The following is an 18586-nucleotide window of genomic DNA, read 5'->3' as shown; positions in this document are numbered from 1 at the left end:
CGCCGGTCAGTTCGAGTTCCTCGCGCCAGATGGTGCTGGGATAGTGTCCGCCGTTCCAGACCAGCTCGGCGGGGCAGTCGGGCCGCAGGGTCTCGACCGACAGCACCCGGATCGGCAGCAGATCACGCAGCGGGCCGGGTGGCAGGCCGTCGGGAAGGGTCAGGTCGTCGGTCTTGGCCCCCGAGCGGGGGCCGAACATCACCAGGGCCGAGGCTGACTTCAGGCGCGCGATCGTCGCGGCGCTCGGCATGGCCAGTGACGGGATCACCACCAGCGCATAGGCCGAGACATCGCCGTCCGGGGCCACGAAGTCGACATCCACGCCCAGGGCACGCAGGGCGCGATAGTGGTCCATCAGGATCCGGGTGTAGTCGTAGCTGAGGGCCTGACGCTCGATCTCGCCCAGCCACTGGGCCTGAACATCGACCATCAGCGCCACCCTGGCCGGCACGGTGGCCTGCTGATCGAGGTCCAGACAGGCGAGGTCGCGGGTCACGGCCTCGATCTCCGGCCAGGCCGCAGCCTGGCTGCTGTCGGGGCGGAGCAGGCCCGCGTGCATCTGTTCCTGGGCAAAGGGGGCCTGCCGCCAGCGGAAATAGCTGACCACGCCGGCCCCATGGGCGAAGGCTTCTAGCGTCCAGAGCCGGACCATGCCCGGCGCGGGGCGCGGATTGTGGTTGGCCCAGTTCACCGGCCCGGGCTGCTGCTCCATGATCCAGAAGGCCCCGGGGGCCAGGCCCCGGGTCTGGTCGAAGAAGAAGGTGCCGAAATCGGGATGGCCGGTCCGCATGTAGGGCGCGAAGGACTCGGCCGGGTCCTGGGCCATCAGCAGGTCGGTGCGGCCCAGCGGGTAGTTGTCGTAGCTGGCGAAGTCGAGATCGGCGGCTACGGCATGGTTGTCGACCCCGGTCTCGTTCATCGGGATGAAGTTGTGGGTGATGAAACGGCCGGGAGAGTGGGCGCGAAGGATCTTCACCTGGGCATCGTGGAAACGCACGACCTGGTCCGACGAGAAGCGGCGATAGGCCAGGCGGTGGGCCGGGCTGGTCTCGGTGACGGCTCCGACCGGCAGTTCGATCTCGTCGAAGCTGCGATACTCCATCGACCAGAAGACATTGCCCCAGGCCGTGTTCAGGGCTTTGACGTCGCCATAGCGATCGGCGCACCAGGTCTGGAAGGCCGCCCGGGCGGCCGACGAGGCGCTCAGGGTGGTGTCGTGGCAGCTCAGTTCGTTGTCGGTCTGCCAGCCGGCGACGCCGGGATGCCGCCCATAGCGCTCGGCCAGGGCCAGGACGATGCGTTCGCACTCGCGCAGATAGGTCTGGCTCGAAAAGTCGTAGTGCCGGCGCGATCCGAAGCCCCGCACCCGTCCGGTCAGGGGATCTACGGGCAGGATGTCGGGATGACGGTCGATCAGCCACTTGGGCGGCGTGGCGGTCGGGGTGCCGATCACCACCTTGAGGCCGGCCTCGTTCAGGATCGCAACGATCTCGTCGAACCAGGCGAAGTCATAGACACCGGGGTCCGGCTCGAAGCGCGACCAGGCAAACTCGCCAATCCGGACATAGGTCAGGCCCAGGGCCTTCATTTTGCGCGCGTCTTCGCGCCAAAGGCTGGTCGGCCATTGTTCCGGATAGTAGCAAACGCCCAGCATGTCTCACTCCCAACGCGTCGTTTATCACGAGACCGATCGTCATCACGGCTTGGGCGTCGCGAGGGACGCCAAAATCTATCCGCGCCTTGTAACGACCGGTTTCACAGACGTCTTTCTCTTGGATCTTATTTATCCTACAAAATGAAAGCGTCAACCGCGACGTTTCCCGAGCCACGCCTTCGTTTCACGTTTCCCAGGGTTTGCCGATGTCCAGCTCCCCGTCCTTCGTCCGGCTCGATGGCAAGACGACGACCCTGATCGTCGACTGCCGGGGTGATGCACCGGCCGTCCTGCACTGGGGTGCAAGGCTTCCGGCCGGTCTGGATCCGATGTCGCTGGTCCTGATGGCCTCGCGGGCGGCTGCGCCCTGTTCGCCGGCTGTTGCTGCGCCCCTGGCCCTGACGCCCCTGCTGGGGCAGGGGTTTCCGGGAACACCGGGTCTGCTGGCGCATCGCAACGGCCAGGCCTGGGCCACCTTCACCCGCATTGATCGCGTCGACTGGATCAGCCCGTCCACCGTCGAGATCGTGTCGCGCGACGATCACAACGCCATCGGCCTGACCCATCGCCTGGCCTTGCAGCCCGACCAGGACGTGCTGGTCGCCTCGACGCGGATCGTCAACGAAGGGATCGCCGCCCTGACGGTCGACGCCTGCGCCGCGCCGACCCTGCCCCTGCCGCCCACTGCCAGTCATCTGATCAATCTGGATGGCCGGTGGTCGGGCGAGTTCCAGCTGCGCCGCACCGGGCTGGGGCAGGGGAGCACGGTGCGCGAGAACCGCCGTGGTCGCACCTCCCATGATGCCTTCCCCGGCCTGATCGTCGAATGTGCCCCCTGTGGCGAAGCCGTGGGCGAGGTCTATGGCTTCCACCTCGGGGCCAGCGGCAACCATCGCATCGTCGCCGAGACCCTGTCGGACGCCCGCGCCTCTGTGCAGATGGGCGAGCTGTTCATGCCGGGCGAGATCCGCCTGGCCCCCGGTGCCGACTATGTCAGCCCCACACTCTATGCCGCCTATTCCGACGCCGGCCTCAGCGGCATGTCGCAGGCCTATCACGCCTGGGTGCGGGCCCGGCCCCAGCACCAGCGGCTGCGCGCCAAGCCGCGCCCGGTGCACTACAACACCTGGGAGGCGGTCTATTTCGACCATGGCCAGGACCGGCTGCTGCAGCTGGTCGAGGCGGCCGCAGCGATCGGTGCCGAGCGGTTCGTGCTGGATGACGGATGGTTCAGGGGCCGCCGCGACGACACCGCCGGCCTGGGCGACTGGTTCGTCGACGAGAGCGTCTACCCCGAGGGCCTGAAACCCCTGGTCGACCGCGTTCTGGCCGCCGGTATGGAGTTTGGTCTCTGGGTTGAGCCGGAGATGGTCAATCCCGACAGCGACCTCTATCGCGCCCATCCCGACTGGGTTCTGGGCTGCGCGCCCGCGCCGCAGCTGTCCTTCCGCAACCAGCTGGTGCTGGATTTCGGGCGGCCCGAGGTGCGCGACCATCTCTATGAGCGGATCGATGCGCTGCTGACCGAACACCCGATCGCCTATCTGAAATGGGACATGAACCGCGATGTCAGCCATCCGGGCGGGGCCGACGGCAGCGCCGGGGCACAGGCCCATGTTGCCGGCCTCTATGCTGTGCTCGACCGTCTGCGCGCCGCCCATCCGCAGGTCGAGATCGAAAGCTGCGCCTCGGGCGGTGGTCGAGCCGACTTCGGGATTCTGGAGCGCACCGACCGGGTCTGGACCTCCGACAGCAATGACGCGCTGGATCGGCTGTCGATCCAGAAGGGCGCATCGCTGTTCCTTCCCGCAGAGCTGATGGGGGCCCATGTCGGGCCGACCGACTGTCACATCACCGGTCGCCGGGTGTCGATGGCGACACGGGTCTCGACCGCCCTGTTCGGTCATTTCGGCATTGAGGCTAACCTGCTGACCCTGACGCCGGAAGAGCGCGCCGAGCTGGCGGACGGCGTCCGTCTGTACAAGCAGCTCAGGGGCCTGATCCATACCGGCGACCTGCACCGGCTTGACCGTCCCGCCAACGAGACGGCGTTCGGCATCGTCTCGCCCGACCGCTCGGAGGCGGTGTTCGCCTACACCCTGGTCCGCGAGCAGGACGCCTATTTCGCCGGTCGCCTGCGCCTGCACGGTCTCGATCCCGAGGCGCGCTATCGGGTGAAGCGGGTGTGGCCGGACAGGCTCGTCGAACGGTCGTCTGATCTGGTCACGGCGCTCGGCGAAGGGCTGGAACTTGATGGCCGGGCCCTGATGGCCGTCGGCCTGCAACTGCCCCGCCTGCATCCCCAGACCAGCTTTGTCCTGCACCTGACCCGCCAGGACTGACGCCCGACAAAAAAGGGCGGGCCCGTGAAGGCCCGCCCGGAGTGGGGGATGAGGTTGCGCCCCCGGGGGCGCATGAAACGGCCGGAAGCGACACGTCGCTCCCGGCTGCTCCGTCAGAACTGGGCGCGGAGGCCGACCGCATAGCGCGGACCGGTGTCGACCAGGCTGAGGAACTGGTTGGCGTATTTGCCCACCGTCTCGGTCTTGGCGTCGTTGAGGTTGGTTCCCTCGACAAACACCGAGAAGGCCGGCGAGATCGCGTAGCGGGCCTGGAAGTCGACCTGACCCTGGCTCTTGGTGAAGATCGGATCCCCGCCGGTGCCATTGGACGCGGTGCTGATGAAGCCGTCACGATGGTTGTAGGCGACGCGAACCTCGATCGGGCCCTTGGCATAGAAGCCGACCAGGTTCTGGCTGTCGCCCAGGCCTTCCAGCACGAACGGCGTTCCGGCCGCCGTCTGGTTGGCCTTGCTGTCGACGATCGTGGCGTTGGCGCTCACGCCCAGGCCGTCGAACGGGGCCGGCAGATAGTCGAAGGTATGCTGGAAGCCGACTTCCAGGCCGTAGACATCCGCGCTCTGGGAGTTGCGCGGACGCAGGACCTGCACCGGCAGGATGCCACCGGGATAGAGACCGGCGGAGTTGGTGATCGAGAAGTTCTCGGTCGCCAGGCCGTTCAGGATGAAGTCGTCGATACGCTTGTAGAACGCGCCGACGGTCACGAAGCCGGCCTTCTGGTAGTACCACTCCAGCGACGTGTCGAAGTTGGTCGACTTGAAGGGTCGCAGGTCCGGGTTGCCGCCGACCGCCGTCAGGTTGCCGGGCCGCAGGCTGGTGAAGGCAATGCGCGGCGCGACGTCGGTCAGATTGGCCCGCGACAGGGTCTTGGTCGCCGCGAAGCGGGCGACCAGGTCCGGCGTCAGGTCGACCTTGACGTTCAGGCTCGGCAGGAAGTTGTTGTAGGTCGTGGTCTTCGACGTCGGCGTCGAGGTGGGGGCAAAGACCGCCGTGTAGGCTGTGCTGTCGCCGACGATGGGCAGGACATCCAGCAGGTTTTGCTGCGTGCCGCTCGAGGTCAGTTCGGTGTGGACATACCGCATGCCGACCGTCGCGCTCCAGGGAAGGCCACCGATCATGGCCTCGAAATCACCCTGGGCGTATCCGCCGGTGATCTTCTCGTGAACGGAGTAGGCGGACGGTTGCTCTACGCCGACATAGCCGCCCTTGGAGGCGATATAGGCGGCCGTGGCACCCAGCGGGCGACCGGCGGCGACGTCCTCGAGATCGCCTGCAGCCTTGGTTTCAAGGAACTTGAAATAGGCCTCCGAGTCGAACGACAGCCACTGGCGCGGGAAGTTGCCGCTCTCGCCATTGAGGAAGTTGCCCGGGTTGAACGGCTTGAGCAGGCCGGCGGGGACCGCGATGCCGTAGCCGCAATAGGCGCAGCCGACGTTGTTGTCGGTCCGCACCAGCGTGTTGTCCTTGGTGCGGTCGGTGTAGATGCCACCGAAGCGCAGGGCGGTGAAGACCTCGGAGTCCGTCTTGAAGACGGCATCCAGGCGGGTTTCGTACACCGTCTCGGCGACGTCAGACCCTTCGCGCGTCGCGAAGTGGGCCCGGCCGACCGTCGGGTCTACAAAGCCCCGCGCAGCCGTCAGGTTGGGCAGGCCATTGCCGCTGTTGCTGTACTGCACGGCGTTGGCAAAGCCGATGACGGCGAAGATCTCGTTGCCGCCGTTGTTGGATTCAGCCTTCGAGTAGGACGAATCCAGCTTGACGTTGATCTTGTCGGTCGGGTTCCAGTCGGCATTGAAGCCGACGGCGCGCAGCTCGGTGGGCCGGTTGAAGGTCCGGTTGATGTAGTCCGTGTGGCCGTTGGCGTTTTGCGAGAAGGCCGTGACCGTCCGGTTGCTGTCCAGCGTGATGGCGCTGACGTCGGCAGGCGAGAAGAAATGGCCCACGCTGTTGGCGGTCGAGTCGACGGTGAACTTGTTGTACAGCGCGTCCGCCGACAGGGTCAGGGTATCGGTGGCCTTGAACTGGACCGTGCCGGTCACGCCGATGCGTTCGCGATCCTGCTGGTCGGAGATCTGGTCGAAGTTCGCCGGAAACAGCACGTTGGCGATCGCACCGGCACCCGAGCCGGCCGTGGTCTTGTAGTAGCCGTTGGTCGCGATCGAATCGACGCGCGCCTCGCGCTTCTGGTACGAGATCGAACCCAGCACCCCGACGCGTCCGTCAGCCAGGCGGGTCGAGAACAGGCCGAATACGTCGGGAGACGTCTTGCCTGACAGGTCCTCGTAGTCGGCCTTGGCGCTCAGGATGGCCTTGCTGCCCCGGATGTCGAAGGGGCGGGCGGTCTTGACGTTGATAGTCGAGCCGATGCCGCCTTCCTGCAGGGTGGCGTTGTTGCTCTTGTAGATGTCCGCGCCGGAGATCAGCTCGGCGGCCAGAAGGTCGAAGCTGAACTGCCGGCCGGCGTTTTCAGTGGCCAGGGTGCGACCATTGACCAGCACGTTGTTGAAAGACGGACCAAAGCCGCGGACGGTGACGAAACGACCTTCGCCGCTGCTGCGGTCGATCGAGACGCCGGTGATGCGCTGAAGCGACTCGGCGACGTTGCTGTCAGGGAACTTGCCCAGGTCTTCAGACGCGATCGAGTCGACGATCACCGCCGCATTGCGCTTCACGTCGATCGCGCGGCTCAGACTGGCGCGCAGGCCGGTGACGACGATCTCGTCCACCGTGTCGGCGCCGGCCGGGGCCTGTGCGGCGGCCGAGCCGCCTGCAGCAACCATGCCGAGCGCGCCGACGCTGGCACCGATCATCAGTTTCAGGCCGAGCGCGCGAACGCGAGCCCCGTGTCCCGTACGGATCATAGTTCCCTCCCAAATACGCAAACGATCGCTTCTCTTCAGAACGAGCGATCTCATTGGATGCCGACTGTGCCGGTCAATAAGATGATAAATCACAATAATAAGAGAGGGTCAAACGCCGATCCTCGACGGGCCCCCGGCGGGCGACCGGTCCTTCCGGATCAGCCCCGCCGGGCGCGAGAGTCCTTACTGGAAAAGGGTTTGGGCGCATCGCGCTGACCGAACCAGAGGGTCGCTGGGTCAGCCCGGCGGCGCGGGCAGGGGCGGCGTGTCGGTGCCGGACCGGGGGCTCTGGAGCGAAAAAGACCCCAGCCACAGGGGCGATGGTCAGGTGAAAGCGCTTGCTCTCACCGGTTCTGGACAGCGATTTTCGGCCGCCATTTCGAAAGAACGGCCCCTGTGATCAGCAGGCTGGAGGCGCAGAAGAAGCGCCTTCCGTTCCGACGGCACCCGTCAGGCCGGATGTGACGGGCTCCAGATCGCCGGAGCGGAGTCAGATCTCGGCGATCTGCCAGTCCAGCGTCTCACCGGCATGGAACGGCACCAGGTCCGCCGATCCCAGGGTCATCCGGTCGGGGACCGGGCTGGCGGTCCGCTCCAGGACCATGACGCCCTCATTGAGCGGCAGGCCATAGAAGCGGGGGCCGTTTTCCGAGGCAAACGCTTCCAGACGGTCCAGCGCGCCTTCTTCCTCGAAGGTCTTGGCATAGCTTTCGATGGCATAGGGCGCGTTGAAGACGCCGGCGCAACCGCAGGCGGCTTCCTTGGCGCCGACCGTGTGCGGGGCCGAGTCGGTGCCCAGGAAGAACTTGGCGGACCCCGAGGTCGCCGCCCGGCGCAGGGCCAGCCTGTGGGTCTCGCGCTTGACGATCGGCAGGCAGTAGAAGTGCGGGCGCATCCCGCCTTCGAACATGGCGTTGCGATTGATCGCCAGGTGGTGCGGCGTGATCGTGGCCGCCAGATTGGGACCGCTCGCCTCGACGAAGGCCACGGCATCGGCCGTCGTGATGTGCTCGAACACCACTTTCAGCGCCGGGAAATCGGCGATCAGCTGGCCGAGAATGCGGTCGATAAAGACGGCTTCCCGGTCGAAAATGTCGACATGGCGATCGGTCACCTCGCCATGGATCAGCAGCGGCATGCCGATCCGCTGCATGGCCTCGAGCACGGCATGGATGTTGCGGATGTCGGTGACGCCGTGCGCCGAATTGGTCGTGGCGTGGGCGGGGTAGAGCTTGCAGGCCGTGAAGACGCCCTCGGCAAAGCCGCGTTCAACCTCGCCGGCGTCGATGGTGTCGGTGAGGTAGCAGGTCATCAGCGGCTCGAAGGCCAGACCCGGCTCGACGGCCGCGAGGATGCGGTCGCGATAAGCCTTCCCGGCCGCGACCGTCGTGACCGGCGGGCCGAGATTGGGCATGACGATGGCCCGGGCGAACTGCCGGGCCGTGTAGTTGACGACGGAGGCCAGCATGTCGCCGTCACGCAGGTGGACGTGCCAGTCGTCAGGGCGCCGAAGGGTCAGGCGTTGTCCCGCCACGGCGGACGGGCGGGTTTCGGTCAACGCAGTGTCCGAGATCGTCATTCATCGGCTCCTTGGCAGGCGCGGCGGGCATCAGGCGGAAACGGCGCCGGACTTTGCGCTCTCATATCGCGCCAGCAATTCTGCAAGCAATGCGTTTGGGAACCGGCGGTTCTGAATGATGGCGTAGAAGCTTTCGGTGAGTTGCGGCATCCGGCAGTGCTCGACCAGCACCCCGGAGGCCAGCTCGTCGCGCACAACGATCGGCGGCACCAGCGTTACCCCTTCGCGTTCGCGGGCCAGAAGGCGCAGCATCGCCATGTCGTCGACCTCGGCCAGGATGATGGGCCGGATGCCCGCCAGGTCCAGCAAACGGTCGAACCCGACCCGGATGTCACTGTCGAGACTCGGCAGGAGAATCGGTTCGCTGCGCAGGTCTTCCGGGAAGCGGAACGGGGGCTTGCCGGGTCTGGGACGGCCAACCAGGCTGACGGGCTGCTGGTCCAGCAGGTGGTTGCGAAAGGGCGCACGGGCGTCGCGCTGCGCGGCGCTGTTGGACAGAACCACATCGATCGCATGGGCTTCGAGCTGTGCGAGCAGATCGCGTGTGGCACCCGAGCGTACGATCAGTTCCACATCCGCGCGGCCGACCAGCGGACGCAGGAACTCAAGCTGGAAGTTGCGCGACAGCGTCGTCAGGGCCCCGACCTTCAGGACCTGGCGGTTGGCCAGGGGGCGCCCGTCAAGGGTGCTCATCAGTTCGTCGCCGGCCTGGAACACGGTGTCGGCATAGTCCAGCGCGATCTGCCCGGCCTCGGTCAGGACGAGCCGCTTGCCGACCCGTTCGAACAGCGGGTGGCCCATCTGGTGTTCAAGCTTCTGGATCTGCACCGACAGCGCCGACTGCGACAGGTTCAGTCGCTCGGCCGCCCGCGTGAGGCTTCCCTCATGGGCGACCGCCCAGAAATAGCGGAGATGGTTGAAGTTCAGGCTCTTCACATCGTTCTCTAAAACAGAACGATTTGTAAGAAACAATGAATTTTTTAATGCCTGACCCATCCGTTACCGCTCTCCCCGACCCGCATGGTGCGTTGAAGGGGAAGACCTTTGCCAATCGATCTCCTGCCGTTTGCCGCGCCCCTGGCGCTGTTGTTGTGCGCCGCTGTCGGCTTCATGAACCCGGGTCGCCGGCCTCGGGCCCTGCCCCGGCTGGCCGAAGCCTCGGCCCTGGTCGCCCTGGTGGTGGCGGTGGTCTCGGCGGCAGCGCTCGTCGTGAACGGGGCGGGGGACAGCCGTCTGATCGGCCTGAACGGCATCGGCCTCTCCCTCCGGCTCGACGCGGTCAGCGCCGTGATGGTCCTGCTGGTGTCGTTCATCGGCTGGGTCGTGGTGCGGTACACCGCGACCTATCTGGACGGCGAAGCCCGCCATGGCGCGTTCACCGGCTGGCTCTGCATGACCCTGGCCTCGGTGCTCCTGCTGGTGCTGTCGGGCAACCTGGTCCAGCTCGTTCTGGCCTGGGTCGCAACCAGCCTCTCCCTGCACCGGCTGCTGCTGTTCTATCCCGACCGTGTCGCCGCCCAGCGCGCCGCCGCCAAGAAGCAGGTCACCGCGCGCCTCGGCGATGCGGCCCTGATCACGGCGGCGGTCTTGCTGGTCCTGGCGTATGGCACAGCCGACATCGCGCAGATTCTGAGCAGCGCGCGCACCGGGAACGGCGGAGGGCTTGCGATGACGGCCGCCGGCTTCCTGGCCCTGGCCGCGCTCCTGAAGTCGGCGCAGTTCCCCCTGCATGGCTGGCTGACCGAGGTCATGGAAACCCCGACGCCGGTGTCGGCGCTGCTGCACGCGGGCGTCATCAATGCCGGCGGGTTTCTGCTGATCCGCTTTGCTGACGTGATGCTGCTGGCACCGGGCGTCCTGGCGGTCCTGGTGATGGTCGGCGGGTTCACCGCGCTGTTCGCCGGTCTGGTGATGCTGACCCAGCCGGCGGTGAAGACCTCGCTGGCCTGGTCGACGGTCGCCCAGATGGGCTTCATGATCCTGGAATGCGGGCTCGGGCTCTTCCCGCTGGCCCTGCTGCATATCGTGGCCCACTCGCTCTACAAGGCCCATTCCTTCCTGGCCTCCGGCGGCGCGGTCGACCTGATCGCCGCCAATCGCCGGCCGGGCCCGGTGGCCATTCCCAAGGCCGGTGCGGTCGGGCGGGCGTTTTTCCTGGCCCTGGCGATCTTCGGCACCATCGGCTTCGCGTTCGGCTTCCAGCACAAGTCACCCCAGGCCATCGCCCTGGGTGCCATCCTGATCTTCGGCGTCGCCTACATGCTGGCCCAGGGCCTTGCGGACGCCGCGCCGAGGGCCCTGACCCAGCGCACGGTGGTCTATGCCGTCGCGACCTCGGTCAGCTACTTCGCGCTTCAGGTCCTCGCCGTCTGGCTGACCGCCGGCGCGCTGCCGGCAGCCCCGGTACCGGGCCCGCTGCAATGGGCGCTGATGGTGCTCGCGGTCATCAGCTTCGGCCTCGTCGCCGTGGTCCAGGCGATGTTCCCGCTCTGGGCCTACCACCCGGCCGCCGCCGGGCTGCGCGTGCACCTCTCGAACGGCTTCTACGCCAACGCGGTTTTCGACCGGCTGCTCCGCGGCTGGCGTCTGCGCAACGCAACCTGATCTGACTGGGGAAAGACGATGACGAATTCAGAGACTCCGACCCTGCGCGTCGCCCTCGACCTGGACGCCGCCACCGATCGGGCCGCCCGGGCGATCCCTCCGGTCTGGCCGCTGGCCTCGAGCGTTGCGGTCAATCCGTTCCTCGGCCAGACCCACGAGAGCCTGGCGACCGTCGCCGCGCGCCTCGGTCGCGTGGCCGGCACGGCGGTGACCCTGCCCCGCGACTGGTTCCAGGCCCGGATCGCCAGCGGCGTCATCACGGACGCCGATCTGACGGCCGCGCTGGCCAGTGCTCCCGAAACCTCGCGCCCGGCGAGCCTCGCGGCCCTGAAGTCCGCCGCCGGCGTCACGAGGCCGGTGGCCAGCGCGCTGCCGACCATCGCGGACCTCGCCGCCGAAGCGTCGGGGATCGACTGGCCGGGGCTGATCGCCGAGCGCTTCGGCGCCTGGGCGGCCGGCTATTTCGACGAAGGCCAGGCCCTCTGGGCCGCGCCGCGCGGTCGCGGGGCCTATGCCGCCTGGCGCGCCGTCGCCACCCACGACCTGACGCCCGAGATCGTCGGCCTGGCCGGTTTTGCCACCCACGTTTCGCAGGCCCCGGAAACGGCTTCGGGCGCGATTGCGAGCGTGGTGCAGCGGATCGCCCTCCCGGCCGGGGCCCTGGAAACCTATTTCCACCAGATGCTGATGACGCTGGGCGGCTGGGCGCAGTATGCGCGCTACCGGCTCTGGCAGGCGGAGCTGGGCGGCACCGAAGACTCGACCCTCACCGATTTTCTCGCGATCCGCCTGACCTGGGAAGCGGCGCTCCTCGAGCGCTATGAGACGCAGATCGCCGATCGCTGGCGAGCGGTCATGGCCTCGCACGGGGCCCCCGTCCGGCCGAACCCCGACCAGGTTGTCGACGCCATCCTCCAGGAGGCGGCGGAACGTGCCGCGCAGCGGGCCCTGGCCGAAACCCTTGCCGCGCCGGGTACGGACACGGCGGCAGGTCGTCCGGTGCTCCAGGCCGCTTTTTGCATCGATGTCCGCTCCGAGGTGTTTCGGCGGGCCCTGGAAACCACAAACCCGGACATCCAGACCCTGGGGTTTGCCGGGTTCTTCGGGCTGACCACCTCACACCGCCGCTTTGCCTCCGACGTTGAGGAGCTCCGCTTGCCGGTGCTGTTCAATCCGGGCGTGACCACGAAGTCCGGCGGTCCCGAGGAGGCGGCGGCGGACCAGTCGGCGCGGTTCAAGGCCCGCGCCAAGCGGGCATGGGGCCGCTTCAAGCTCGCGGCGGTCTCGTCCTTCGCCTTCGTCGAGGCGACAGGACCGGTCTATGCCAGCAAGCTGGTCAGCGATGCGCTGGGGCTTCATGGCTCGGCTGCGCCGAACGATCCGGCACCGCGACTGGATCCGGCGCTTGATCTCGCAACGAGGACCAGGGCCGCCGGGACCGTCCTGCGGGCCATGTCGCTGACGGCCAACTTTGCCCGGCTTGTGCTGCTGGCCGGACACGGCGCGAACGTCGTCAACAACCCCCACGCCAGCGGTCTGCACTGCGGTGCGTGCGGCGGCTTTTCGGGCGAGGTCAATGCACGCCTGGTCGCGGCTTTGCTGAACGATCCGCAGGTCCGGGCAGGCCTCGTGCCGGAAGGGATCGAGATTCCGGCCGACACCCTGTTCCTTGCCGCGCTGCATGACACCACGACGGACGCCATTACGCTGTATACAGACGATTATCCCTCGGCGGCCCATCAGGCCGACCTTCGCCAGGCCAGGCTCTGGATGGATGCGGCAGGTGTCATCGCCAGGGGTGAACGGGCGCTGCGCCTGCCCCGGGCGGCGGGCGAGGGCAGTCTTGAGCGTCGCAGCCGCGACTGGGCCGAGGTGCGGCCCGAATGGGCGCTGGCCGGCTGCAAGGCCTTCATCGCCGCGCCACGCCGGCGAACGACGGGCAAGACCCTCGAAGGCCGCGCCTTCCTGCATGACTATGACTGGAAGATCGACCGCGACTTTGGCGTGCTGGAGCTGATCCTGACCGCGCCGGTCGTCGTGGCCAGCTGGATCAGCCTGCAGTACTACGGCTCGACCGTGGCTCCGGCGGTGTTCGGCGGCGGCAACAAGCTGCTGCACAACGTGGCCGGCGGGATCGGCGTCCTTGAGGGGAACGGCGGCCAGATGCGGGCCGGACTGCCCTGGCAATCCGTCCACGACGGGCAGGACTATGTCCACGAACCGCTGCGTCTGTCGGTCTGTATCGAGGCCCCCCGCGAAGCGATGAGCGAGATCCTAGGGCGGCATGACGGGGTCCGCGCCCTGTTCGACAATCGCTGGCTGCATCTCTTCGCCCTTGATGAGGCCGGCCGGATGGCGTGGCGCTATGCCGGCGATCTGCAATGGACCGCGATGGACGTCGCCGCCGAGCCGGTGGCTCCCCTGAAGATGGCGGTCTGATCTGCGGGCCGTCGTCGATGAAGCCCTGCGGGGCTCATCCTCGGAGCGCCGGGGACGGATCTGCGACGGGGAGGGCGGCTCAGGCCCGATCAGGGCGCGACGGGCAGCATCACTTCATTGCGCCGCATGAACCAGAGGGTCCACGGGGGATCGTACTGGGCCAGCGAGGCCGGGCCGACGGGGCGCAACTGGTTGGCCCTGACGAGCTTTTCGAGCTCTACAGTCCTGGCGGCGACGTCGTCCTTGCCGGCCAGACCCGAGAACTTCAGCACCGCAAAGCGGGTCGGTGGCAGGGCCCGCAGCTGGACCTTGGGGTCATTCGGTTCCGGCAGGGTGGCCATCGAATAGGCGCTCGGCATCGTGAAGCGTACGACCCATTCACCGGCCGTCTGGATCTGGGTGACCGGAGCGGTCATGGCGATCTTCTCGCTGGCCGGGGCCTGGGCGACCGGTGCCGTCATGGCGATGCTCTGCCGGCGCGTATTGCCGCCGAAGATATAGCCGGCGAGCAGGCGGAAACCCTTGCCGGCGGCTTCCTTCTGGTCGCCGCTGACCGTGACCTCGGCCACCACCAGGGCGGGATAGTCGCGGACTTCGAAGGCCCCCTTCTGCAGGACAGCCTTGTAGGCGGGTTCTTCGACGGCCATGGCTTGGGTTCCGAATAGGGTGGCCCCGAGCATCACAGCCAGGGCGGTCGTCTTCAACGTCGCGATCAAGCCCCGAGTTCCCGCTTTCGCCACCGTGCAACTCCCTGGGCCGGCAAGCCGGAAGGCCTGCGCACTGAACCGGATTCCGTCGTTTCGACAGCGCCCGGTCCCACAGAAGTTCACATCTCCGCCGGAAGTTCCAGAGGTGTTCTGACTCTGGCTATCTGGTGCCAATTCAATAGCTTAAATCTGGAGTTTACCGTCGCCACTTCACCGGTGCGGCATCCGGGCTGGACGCGCCGGCAGGGCCCGGCGTTTCGGCACGGCCGTCCCGCGCCCCCGGCGACGGATCAGTACGGCAGGTCCTGCTCGGTCGGCTGGGCCGGGCCCGCCGCAGGGGGCTGACCCGCAGCTTCCAGCTCGGCTGCCACCCGGGCAAACTCGGCCGCCAGGGTTTCGTAGTAGCCGTTGCGGGGATCGGGCTCGCTCTGCGGGGCAGGATCGGGCAGCAGCCACGGGAAGTCGCGGATGGCCAGGGGCTCGTGGGCGGTCATCATGAACCGGCGCCAGATGGTGGCCGGGATGTCGCCGCCGACCACGCGGTTCATGGGCCGGTCGTTGTCGTTGCCGACCCAGACTCCGGTCACATAGTCGGGCGTGAAGCCGACGAACCAGGCGTCGCGCCAGTTCTGGCTGGTCCCGGTCTTGCCGGCCGCCGGACGGCCGAAATCGGCACGCTTGGCGGTGCCCTGGGTCACGACCTTCTTCATCATCTTGACCATCATCGAGGCCCGGGCGACGTCATAGACGTTCAGCGGAGTGGGGGCCTGGCGCAGGAACACCGGCTGGCCGCCCTGGGTGACGATGCTCTCGATCACATAGGGCTCGATGCGGTTGCCGGCCTGCTGGAAGACCTGGAAGCCCGAGGTCAGCTGCAGCAGGCTGACCTCATAGGAGCCGAGTGCCACCGACAGGTCCGGATCGATGGGCAGGGTGGTGATGCCAAACCGCCGCACCAGCGCCCCGATGGCCGGACCGCCGGCTTCCTGGCCGAGCTTGACGGCAATGGTGTTGGTCGAGGTGACCAGGGCCTGCTCGACGCTCATCGGGCCGCGATAGCCGCCGCCATAGTTCTCCGGAGCCCAGTCGCCGAACTTGACCGGCCCGTCGATGCGGATGTCGGTGGGCAGGACGCCCTTGTTCAGGGCGGCGGCATAGACGAACGGCTTGAAGGTCGAGCCCGGCTGGCGGCGGGCCTGGACAGCCCGGTTGAACGGGCTTTCGATATAGTCGGTGCCGCCGACCATGGCCCGGATGGCCCCGTCGGACGACAGCGACAGCAGGGCGGCCTGGCTGGCCCCGGCCCCTTCGCCGTCGATCAGGATGGCCCGGCGGACGGTCTCGGCTCCCAGCTGCTGCAGGGTCGGATCAATGGTCAGGCGGACCACCAGGTCCGGGGCGTTCTGGCCGGCGATCCGCACGGCCTCGCTGGTCGCATAGTCCAGCACCCAGCCGTAGTCGGCCTCGTTCTGGACGGCCAGCGGCGACAGGCGCGGGGTGTCGTCCAGGGCCCGGCTTTCCTGCTCGGGGGTGATCCAGCCCTCCTTGCGCATATTGGCCAGGACGAGGCGCGAGCGGGCCAGGGCCCCCTCCATGTCGCGGGTCAGGGCCAGACGCGAGGGGGCCTTGGGCAGGCTGGCCAGCAGGGCCGCTTCGGACAGGGTCAACTGGCTGGCGGGCTTGCCGAAATAGGTGCGGCTGGCCCCGTCGACCCCGAAGGTATTGGCCCCGAAGAACACCCGGTTCAGATAGAGCTCCAGCACCTCGTCCTTGCTGAGCACCTGCTCCAGGCGATGCGCCATCAGCATTTCCTGCAGCTTGCGCTTGACCGTCCGGTCGGGGGTCAGGAACAGGCCCTTGGCCAGCTGCTGGGTCAGGGTCGAGGCCCCCTGGCGGGTGCGGCCGGCCTTCCAGTTGACCACGGCAGCCCGGCCGATGGCATAGAGGTCGATCGGGCCGTGCTTGTAGAAGCGTCGGTCCTCGGCGGCCATGAAGGCCAGGGGCACATAGGTGGGCACCTGGTCCAGGGTGATGCGCTGGCCATAGCGCGGGCCCCGGCTGGCAATCACCTGGCCGTTCTTGTCCTCGAAGCGGATGCCGGGGGCGCGATTGACCGCAAACAGGGACTCGCGGGACGGCAGCTGCGGGGTGTCGCGCAGGTACTTCCACCAAACATAGCCGGCCGTCGATCCGGCGGCGATGATCCCCAGCAGCAGGCCGCCCAGGACCAGGCCGAGGATCCAGCCCGAACGCCGGGCCCGCTTGCGGGCCTTCTGGTGCGCGAGGTCGGCGCGGAAGGGTTCCCGCGGCTCTTCCGGCGGCCTGGGGTCCTCGGGCGGCGGCGGCGGCGCGCCGAAGGCGGTCTGCGGCCGCGGCGCAGGCTGGGGCTCGTCGTCGAAACGGTAGGGCGGAAGCGTCCAGTCGTTCACGGTGTTCGACAAAGCCCTGTTTGGTCGCGACGCGACTTGCTTGCGAGCGCCGCTGCCCGAAACGGCCGCCGGTTCTGGCGGCTACGGCGCTCTTGTCTCCAGATTGCAGGGCCTTTCGGCCCGGTTCAAATGTTTCCATTTGAGCCGGAAGGCCTTACGACGCGCGGATGGCCTCGCGCAAACCTTTCTGGGAAACCAAATCCCTCCATCAGATGACGGTCCCCGAATGGGAGAGCCTATGCGATGGCTGCGGGCTTTGCTGCCTTGTTCGCTTCGAAGACGAAGATACCGGCGAAGTCATCCCCACGCGGGTGCATTGCCAGCTGTTCGATGAGCACAAATGCAGCTGCAAGGACTATGCGAACCGCCGCAAGACCGTGCCCGACTGCATCAAGCTGACCCCGCACAACATCGAGGACCTGCAGTGGATGCCGCCCTCCTGTGCCTATCGCCGCCTGCATGAGGACAAGCCGCTGCCGGACTGGCATCCGCTGGTCACCGGCGACCCGGACAGCACCCACAAGCAGGGCATCTCGGTGCGCGACCAGACGGTCAGCGAGCTGAGCTTTGCCGATGCCGAGGACGCCATGGACTTCGTGGCCCTGGACCTGATGCGGGATCGCGGCGACGAGCCCTACGATCCGCAGGACGACTAGGGCCCTGCCACCGGCCAGGGCAGCCCGCCCCGACGACGGGGATACAGCGCCGTCTATCCCCGGCGTTCGTCGGATAGAGTCTCGCAAAATCAGGCGCTTGTAACTTTCTCGGGCGAACTTATCAGACGCGCCCGCTGGTTCCGTATCTTTGTGCCATGGCCCAGAGAAGCGAAGAGATCGAAGCCGCCCTTGCCTATGTGCAGGACCTGGTCACCGCCTACTATGTCGTGGCGGCCAAGGAGGCTTGCGAAGTCACCAAAGACGACCCCGCCGTCGCCCGCCTGAAGACCGCCGAGCAACTGGCGCGCTCCGGGCGATACCTGAAGCTGTTCCGCGAGACCGGACGACGCGCTGTGGCGGCGATCACCGCCCTGCCGTCGCGACCCGTCTCGCCGGAGACCGTGGAGACCCCGATGAATGACCGACCTGAATGGACCGCCGAGCGTATCGCCGAGCTTCATGCCGAGGTGCGTCGACGGATGGCAAAGCTTCTCGACGATCGAGAGACTAAACGAATGGCTGGCGACAGCCCCGCCGGAGCTGATCGCGGCCTGTCTGCCGAGTCTGAAACCGACCGAACGCCACCAGGACCCCCCGCCTGATCCCTGGTCGACCTGGCTGTTCCTCGGCGGACGCGGGGCGGGCAAGACCTTTGCCGGGGCCTCCTGGCTGGCACAGCTGGCCCGCCGGCCCCGGACCCTGGCCCTGGTCGGCCCCACCTTTCATGACGTCCGCGAGGTGATGATCGAGGGGCCGTCGGGCCTGCAGGCCCTGTCGCCGCTGGACGACCGGCCCCGCTGGGAGGCCACCCGCAAGCGTCTGGTCTGGCCGAGCGGGGCGGTGGCCTATGCCGTCTCGGCCGAGGATCCCGACAGCCTGCGCGGGCCGCAGTTTCACGCCGCCTGGGCCGACGAGTTCTGTGCCTGGCCCAAGCCGGCCGAGACGCTGGCCATGCTGCGCTTCGGCCTGCGGCTGGGCGAGGATCCCCGGCTGGTGGTGACCACCACGCCCCGACCGATCCGGGCCCTGAAGACCCTGATCGCCGAGCCCGGCGTCGCGGTCACAAGGGCCGGGACGGCGGCCAATGCCGACAACCTGGCCCCGGCCTTCCTGTCGACCCTGCAGGGCCTCTATGGCGGCACCCGGCTGGCGGCCCAGGAGCTGGAGGGCCTGATCGTCGAGACCGACGGCGGCCTGTTCCGGGCCGAGGACCTGGCCCGGGCCCGGGGCGCTCCGCCGGCCGCGCTGGACCGGGTGGTGGTGGCGGTCGACCCGCCGGCCACCGCCACCGGCGATG

General features: G+C 67.6%; 12 protein-coding genes. 6 read left to right on the top strand and 6 right to left on the bottom strand.

The features are described 5' to 3' along the window. A partial coding sequence (locus DBR10_RS09475) for a beta-galactosidase (protein WP_199225322.1) occupies nucleotides 1-1654 on the bottom strand: 1654 nt, incomplete at its 3' end. A 206-nt stretch (nucleotides 1655-1860) separates the two neighbouring features. Between DBR10_RS09475 and DBR10_RS09470 the strand changes: the two genes are divergently transcribed. Next, nucleotides 1861-3996 carry an alpha-galactosidase gene (locus DBR10_RS09470; RefSeq protein WP_108556290.1) on the top strand — a complete coding sequence of 712 codons (2136 nt, stop codon included), beginning with the start codon at nucleotides 1861-1863 and terminating at the stop codon, nucleotides 3994-3996. A gap of 113 nt (nucleotides 3997-4109) precedes the next feature. Here the strand turns inward: DBR10_RS09470 and DBR10_RS09465 are convergent, their stop codons facing one another. The 3 genes from DBR10_RS09465 to DBR10_RS09455 form a co-directional block, all read right to left on the bottom strand. After that, nucleotides 4110-6875 (bottom strand): TonB-dependent receptor, encoded by a 2766-nt coding sequence (locus DBR10_RS09465; protein WP_108504847.1) that lies wholly within the window; start codon nucleotides 6873-6875, stop codon nucleotides 4110-4112. Between the two features lie 490 nt (nucleotides 6876-7365). Next, nucleotides 7366-8454, bottom strand: coding sequence for a dihydroorotase (gene pyrC / locus DBR10_RS09460; protein ID WP_108504848.1), 1089 nt, complete (start codon nucleotides 8452-8454; stop codon nucleotides 7366-7368). Between the two features lie 30 nt (nucleotides 8455-8484). Continuing rightward, nucleotides 8485-9450, bottom strand: a complete 966-nt coding sequence (locus DBR10_RS09455) for a LysR family transcriptional regulator (protein ID WP_108556289.1) — start codon at nucleotides 9448-9450, stop codon at nucleotides 8485-8487. Nucleotides 9451-9498: 48 nt separating this feature from the next. Between DBR10_RS09455 and DBR10_RS09450 the strand changes: the two genes are divergently transcribed. Together DBR10_RS09450 and DBR10_RS09445 are read left to right on the top strand one after the other, a co-directional pair. Further along, nucleotides 9499-11058 carry an NADH-quinone oxidoreductase subunit L gene (locus DBR10_RS09450; protein ID WP_108504004.1) on the top strand — a complete coding sequence of 520 codons (1560 nt, stop codon included), beginning with the start codon at nucleotides 9499-9501 and terminating at the stop codon, nucleotides 11056-11058. 18 nt (nucleotides 11059-11076) lie between these two features. After that, a complete protein-coding gene (locus tag DBR10_RS09445; RefSeq protein ID WP_108504005.1) occupies nucleotides 11077-13497 on the top strand; it encodes a YbcC family protein in 2421 nt (806 codons plus the stop codon). An 89-nt stretch (nucleotides 13498-13586) separates the two neighbouring features. Here the strand turns inward: DBR10_RS09445 and DBR10_RS09440 are convergent, their stop codons facing one another. Together DBR10_RS09440 and pbpC are read right to left on the bottom strand one after the other, a co-directional pair. Next, complete coding sequence (locus DBR10_RS09440) at nucleotides 13587-14213, bottom strand: SOUL family heme-binding protein (protein ID WP_233243347.1); 627 nt, start codon at nucleotides 14211-14213, stop codon at nucleotides 13587-13589. A 281-nt stretch (nucleotides 14214-14494) separates the two neighbouring features. Then, nucleotides 14495-16633 carry a multimodular transpeptidase-transglycosylase PbpC gene (pbpC, locus tag DBR10_RS09435; RefSeq protein ID WP_199225324.1) on the bottom strand — a complete coding sequence of 713 codons (2139 nt, stop codon included), beginning with the start codon at nucleotides 16631-16633 and terminating at the stop codon, nucleotides 14495-14497. A 167-nt stretch (nucleotides 16634-16800) separates the two neighbouring features. Here pbpC and DBR10_RS09430 point away from each other — a divergent pair, with 167 nt between their 5' ends. From DBR10_RS09430 to DBR10_RS19900, 3 genes are all read left to right on the top strand, one after another. Beyond that, nucleotides 16801-17289, top strand: a complete 489-nt coding sequence (locus DBR10_RS09430; protein WP_108504006.1) for a YcgN family cysteine cluster protein — start codon at nucleotides 16801-16803, stop codon at nucleotides 17287-17289. A 155-nt stretch (nucleotides 17290-17444) separates the two neighbouring features. Beyond that, nucleotides 17445-17891 (top strand): hypothetical protein, encoded by a 447-nt coding sequence (locus tag DBR10_RS19905; RefSeq protein WP_233243346.1) that lies wholly within the window; start codon nucleotides 17445-17447, stop codon nucleotides 17889-17891. Beyond that, a partial coding sequence (locus tag DBR10_RS19900; RefSeq protein ID WP_233243348.1) for a terminase large subunit domain-containing protein occupies nucleotides 17788-18586 on the top strand: 799 nt, incomplete at its 3' end. The genes DBR10_RS19905 and DBR10_RS19900, both read left to right, overlap by 104 nt.

This window comes from Caulobacter sp. HMWF025 (assembly GCF_003060965.1).
Lineage (GTDB): Bacteria > Pseudomonadota > Alphaproteobacteria > Caulobacterales > Caulobacteraceae > Caulobacter.
This window is presented reverse-complemented; position numbering and strand designations above follow the sequence as displayed.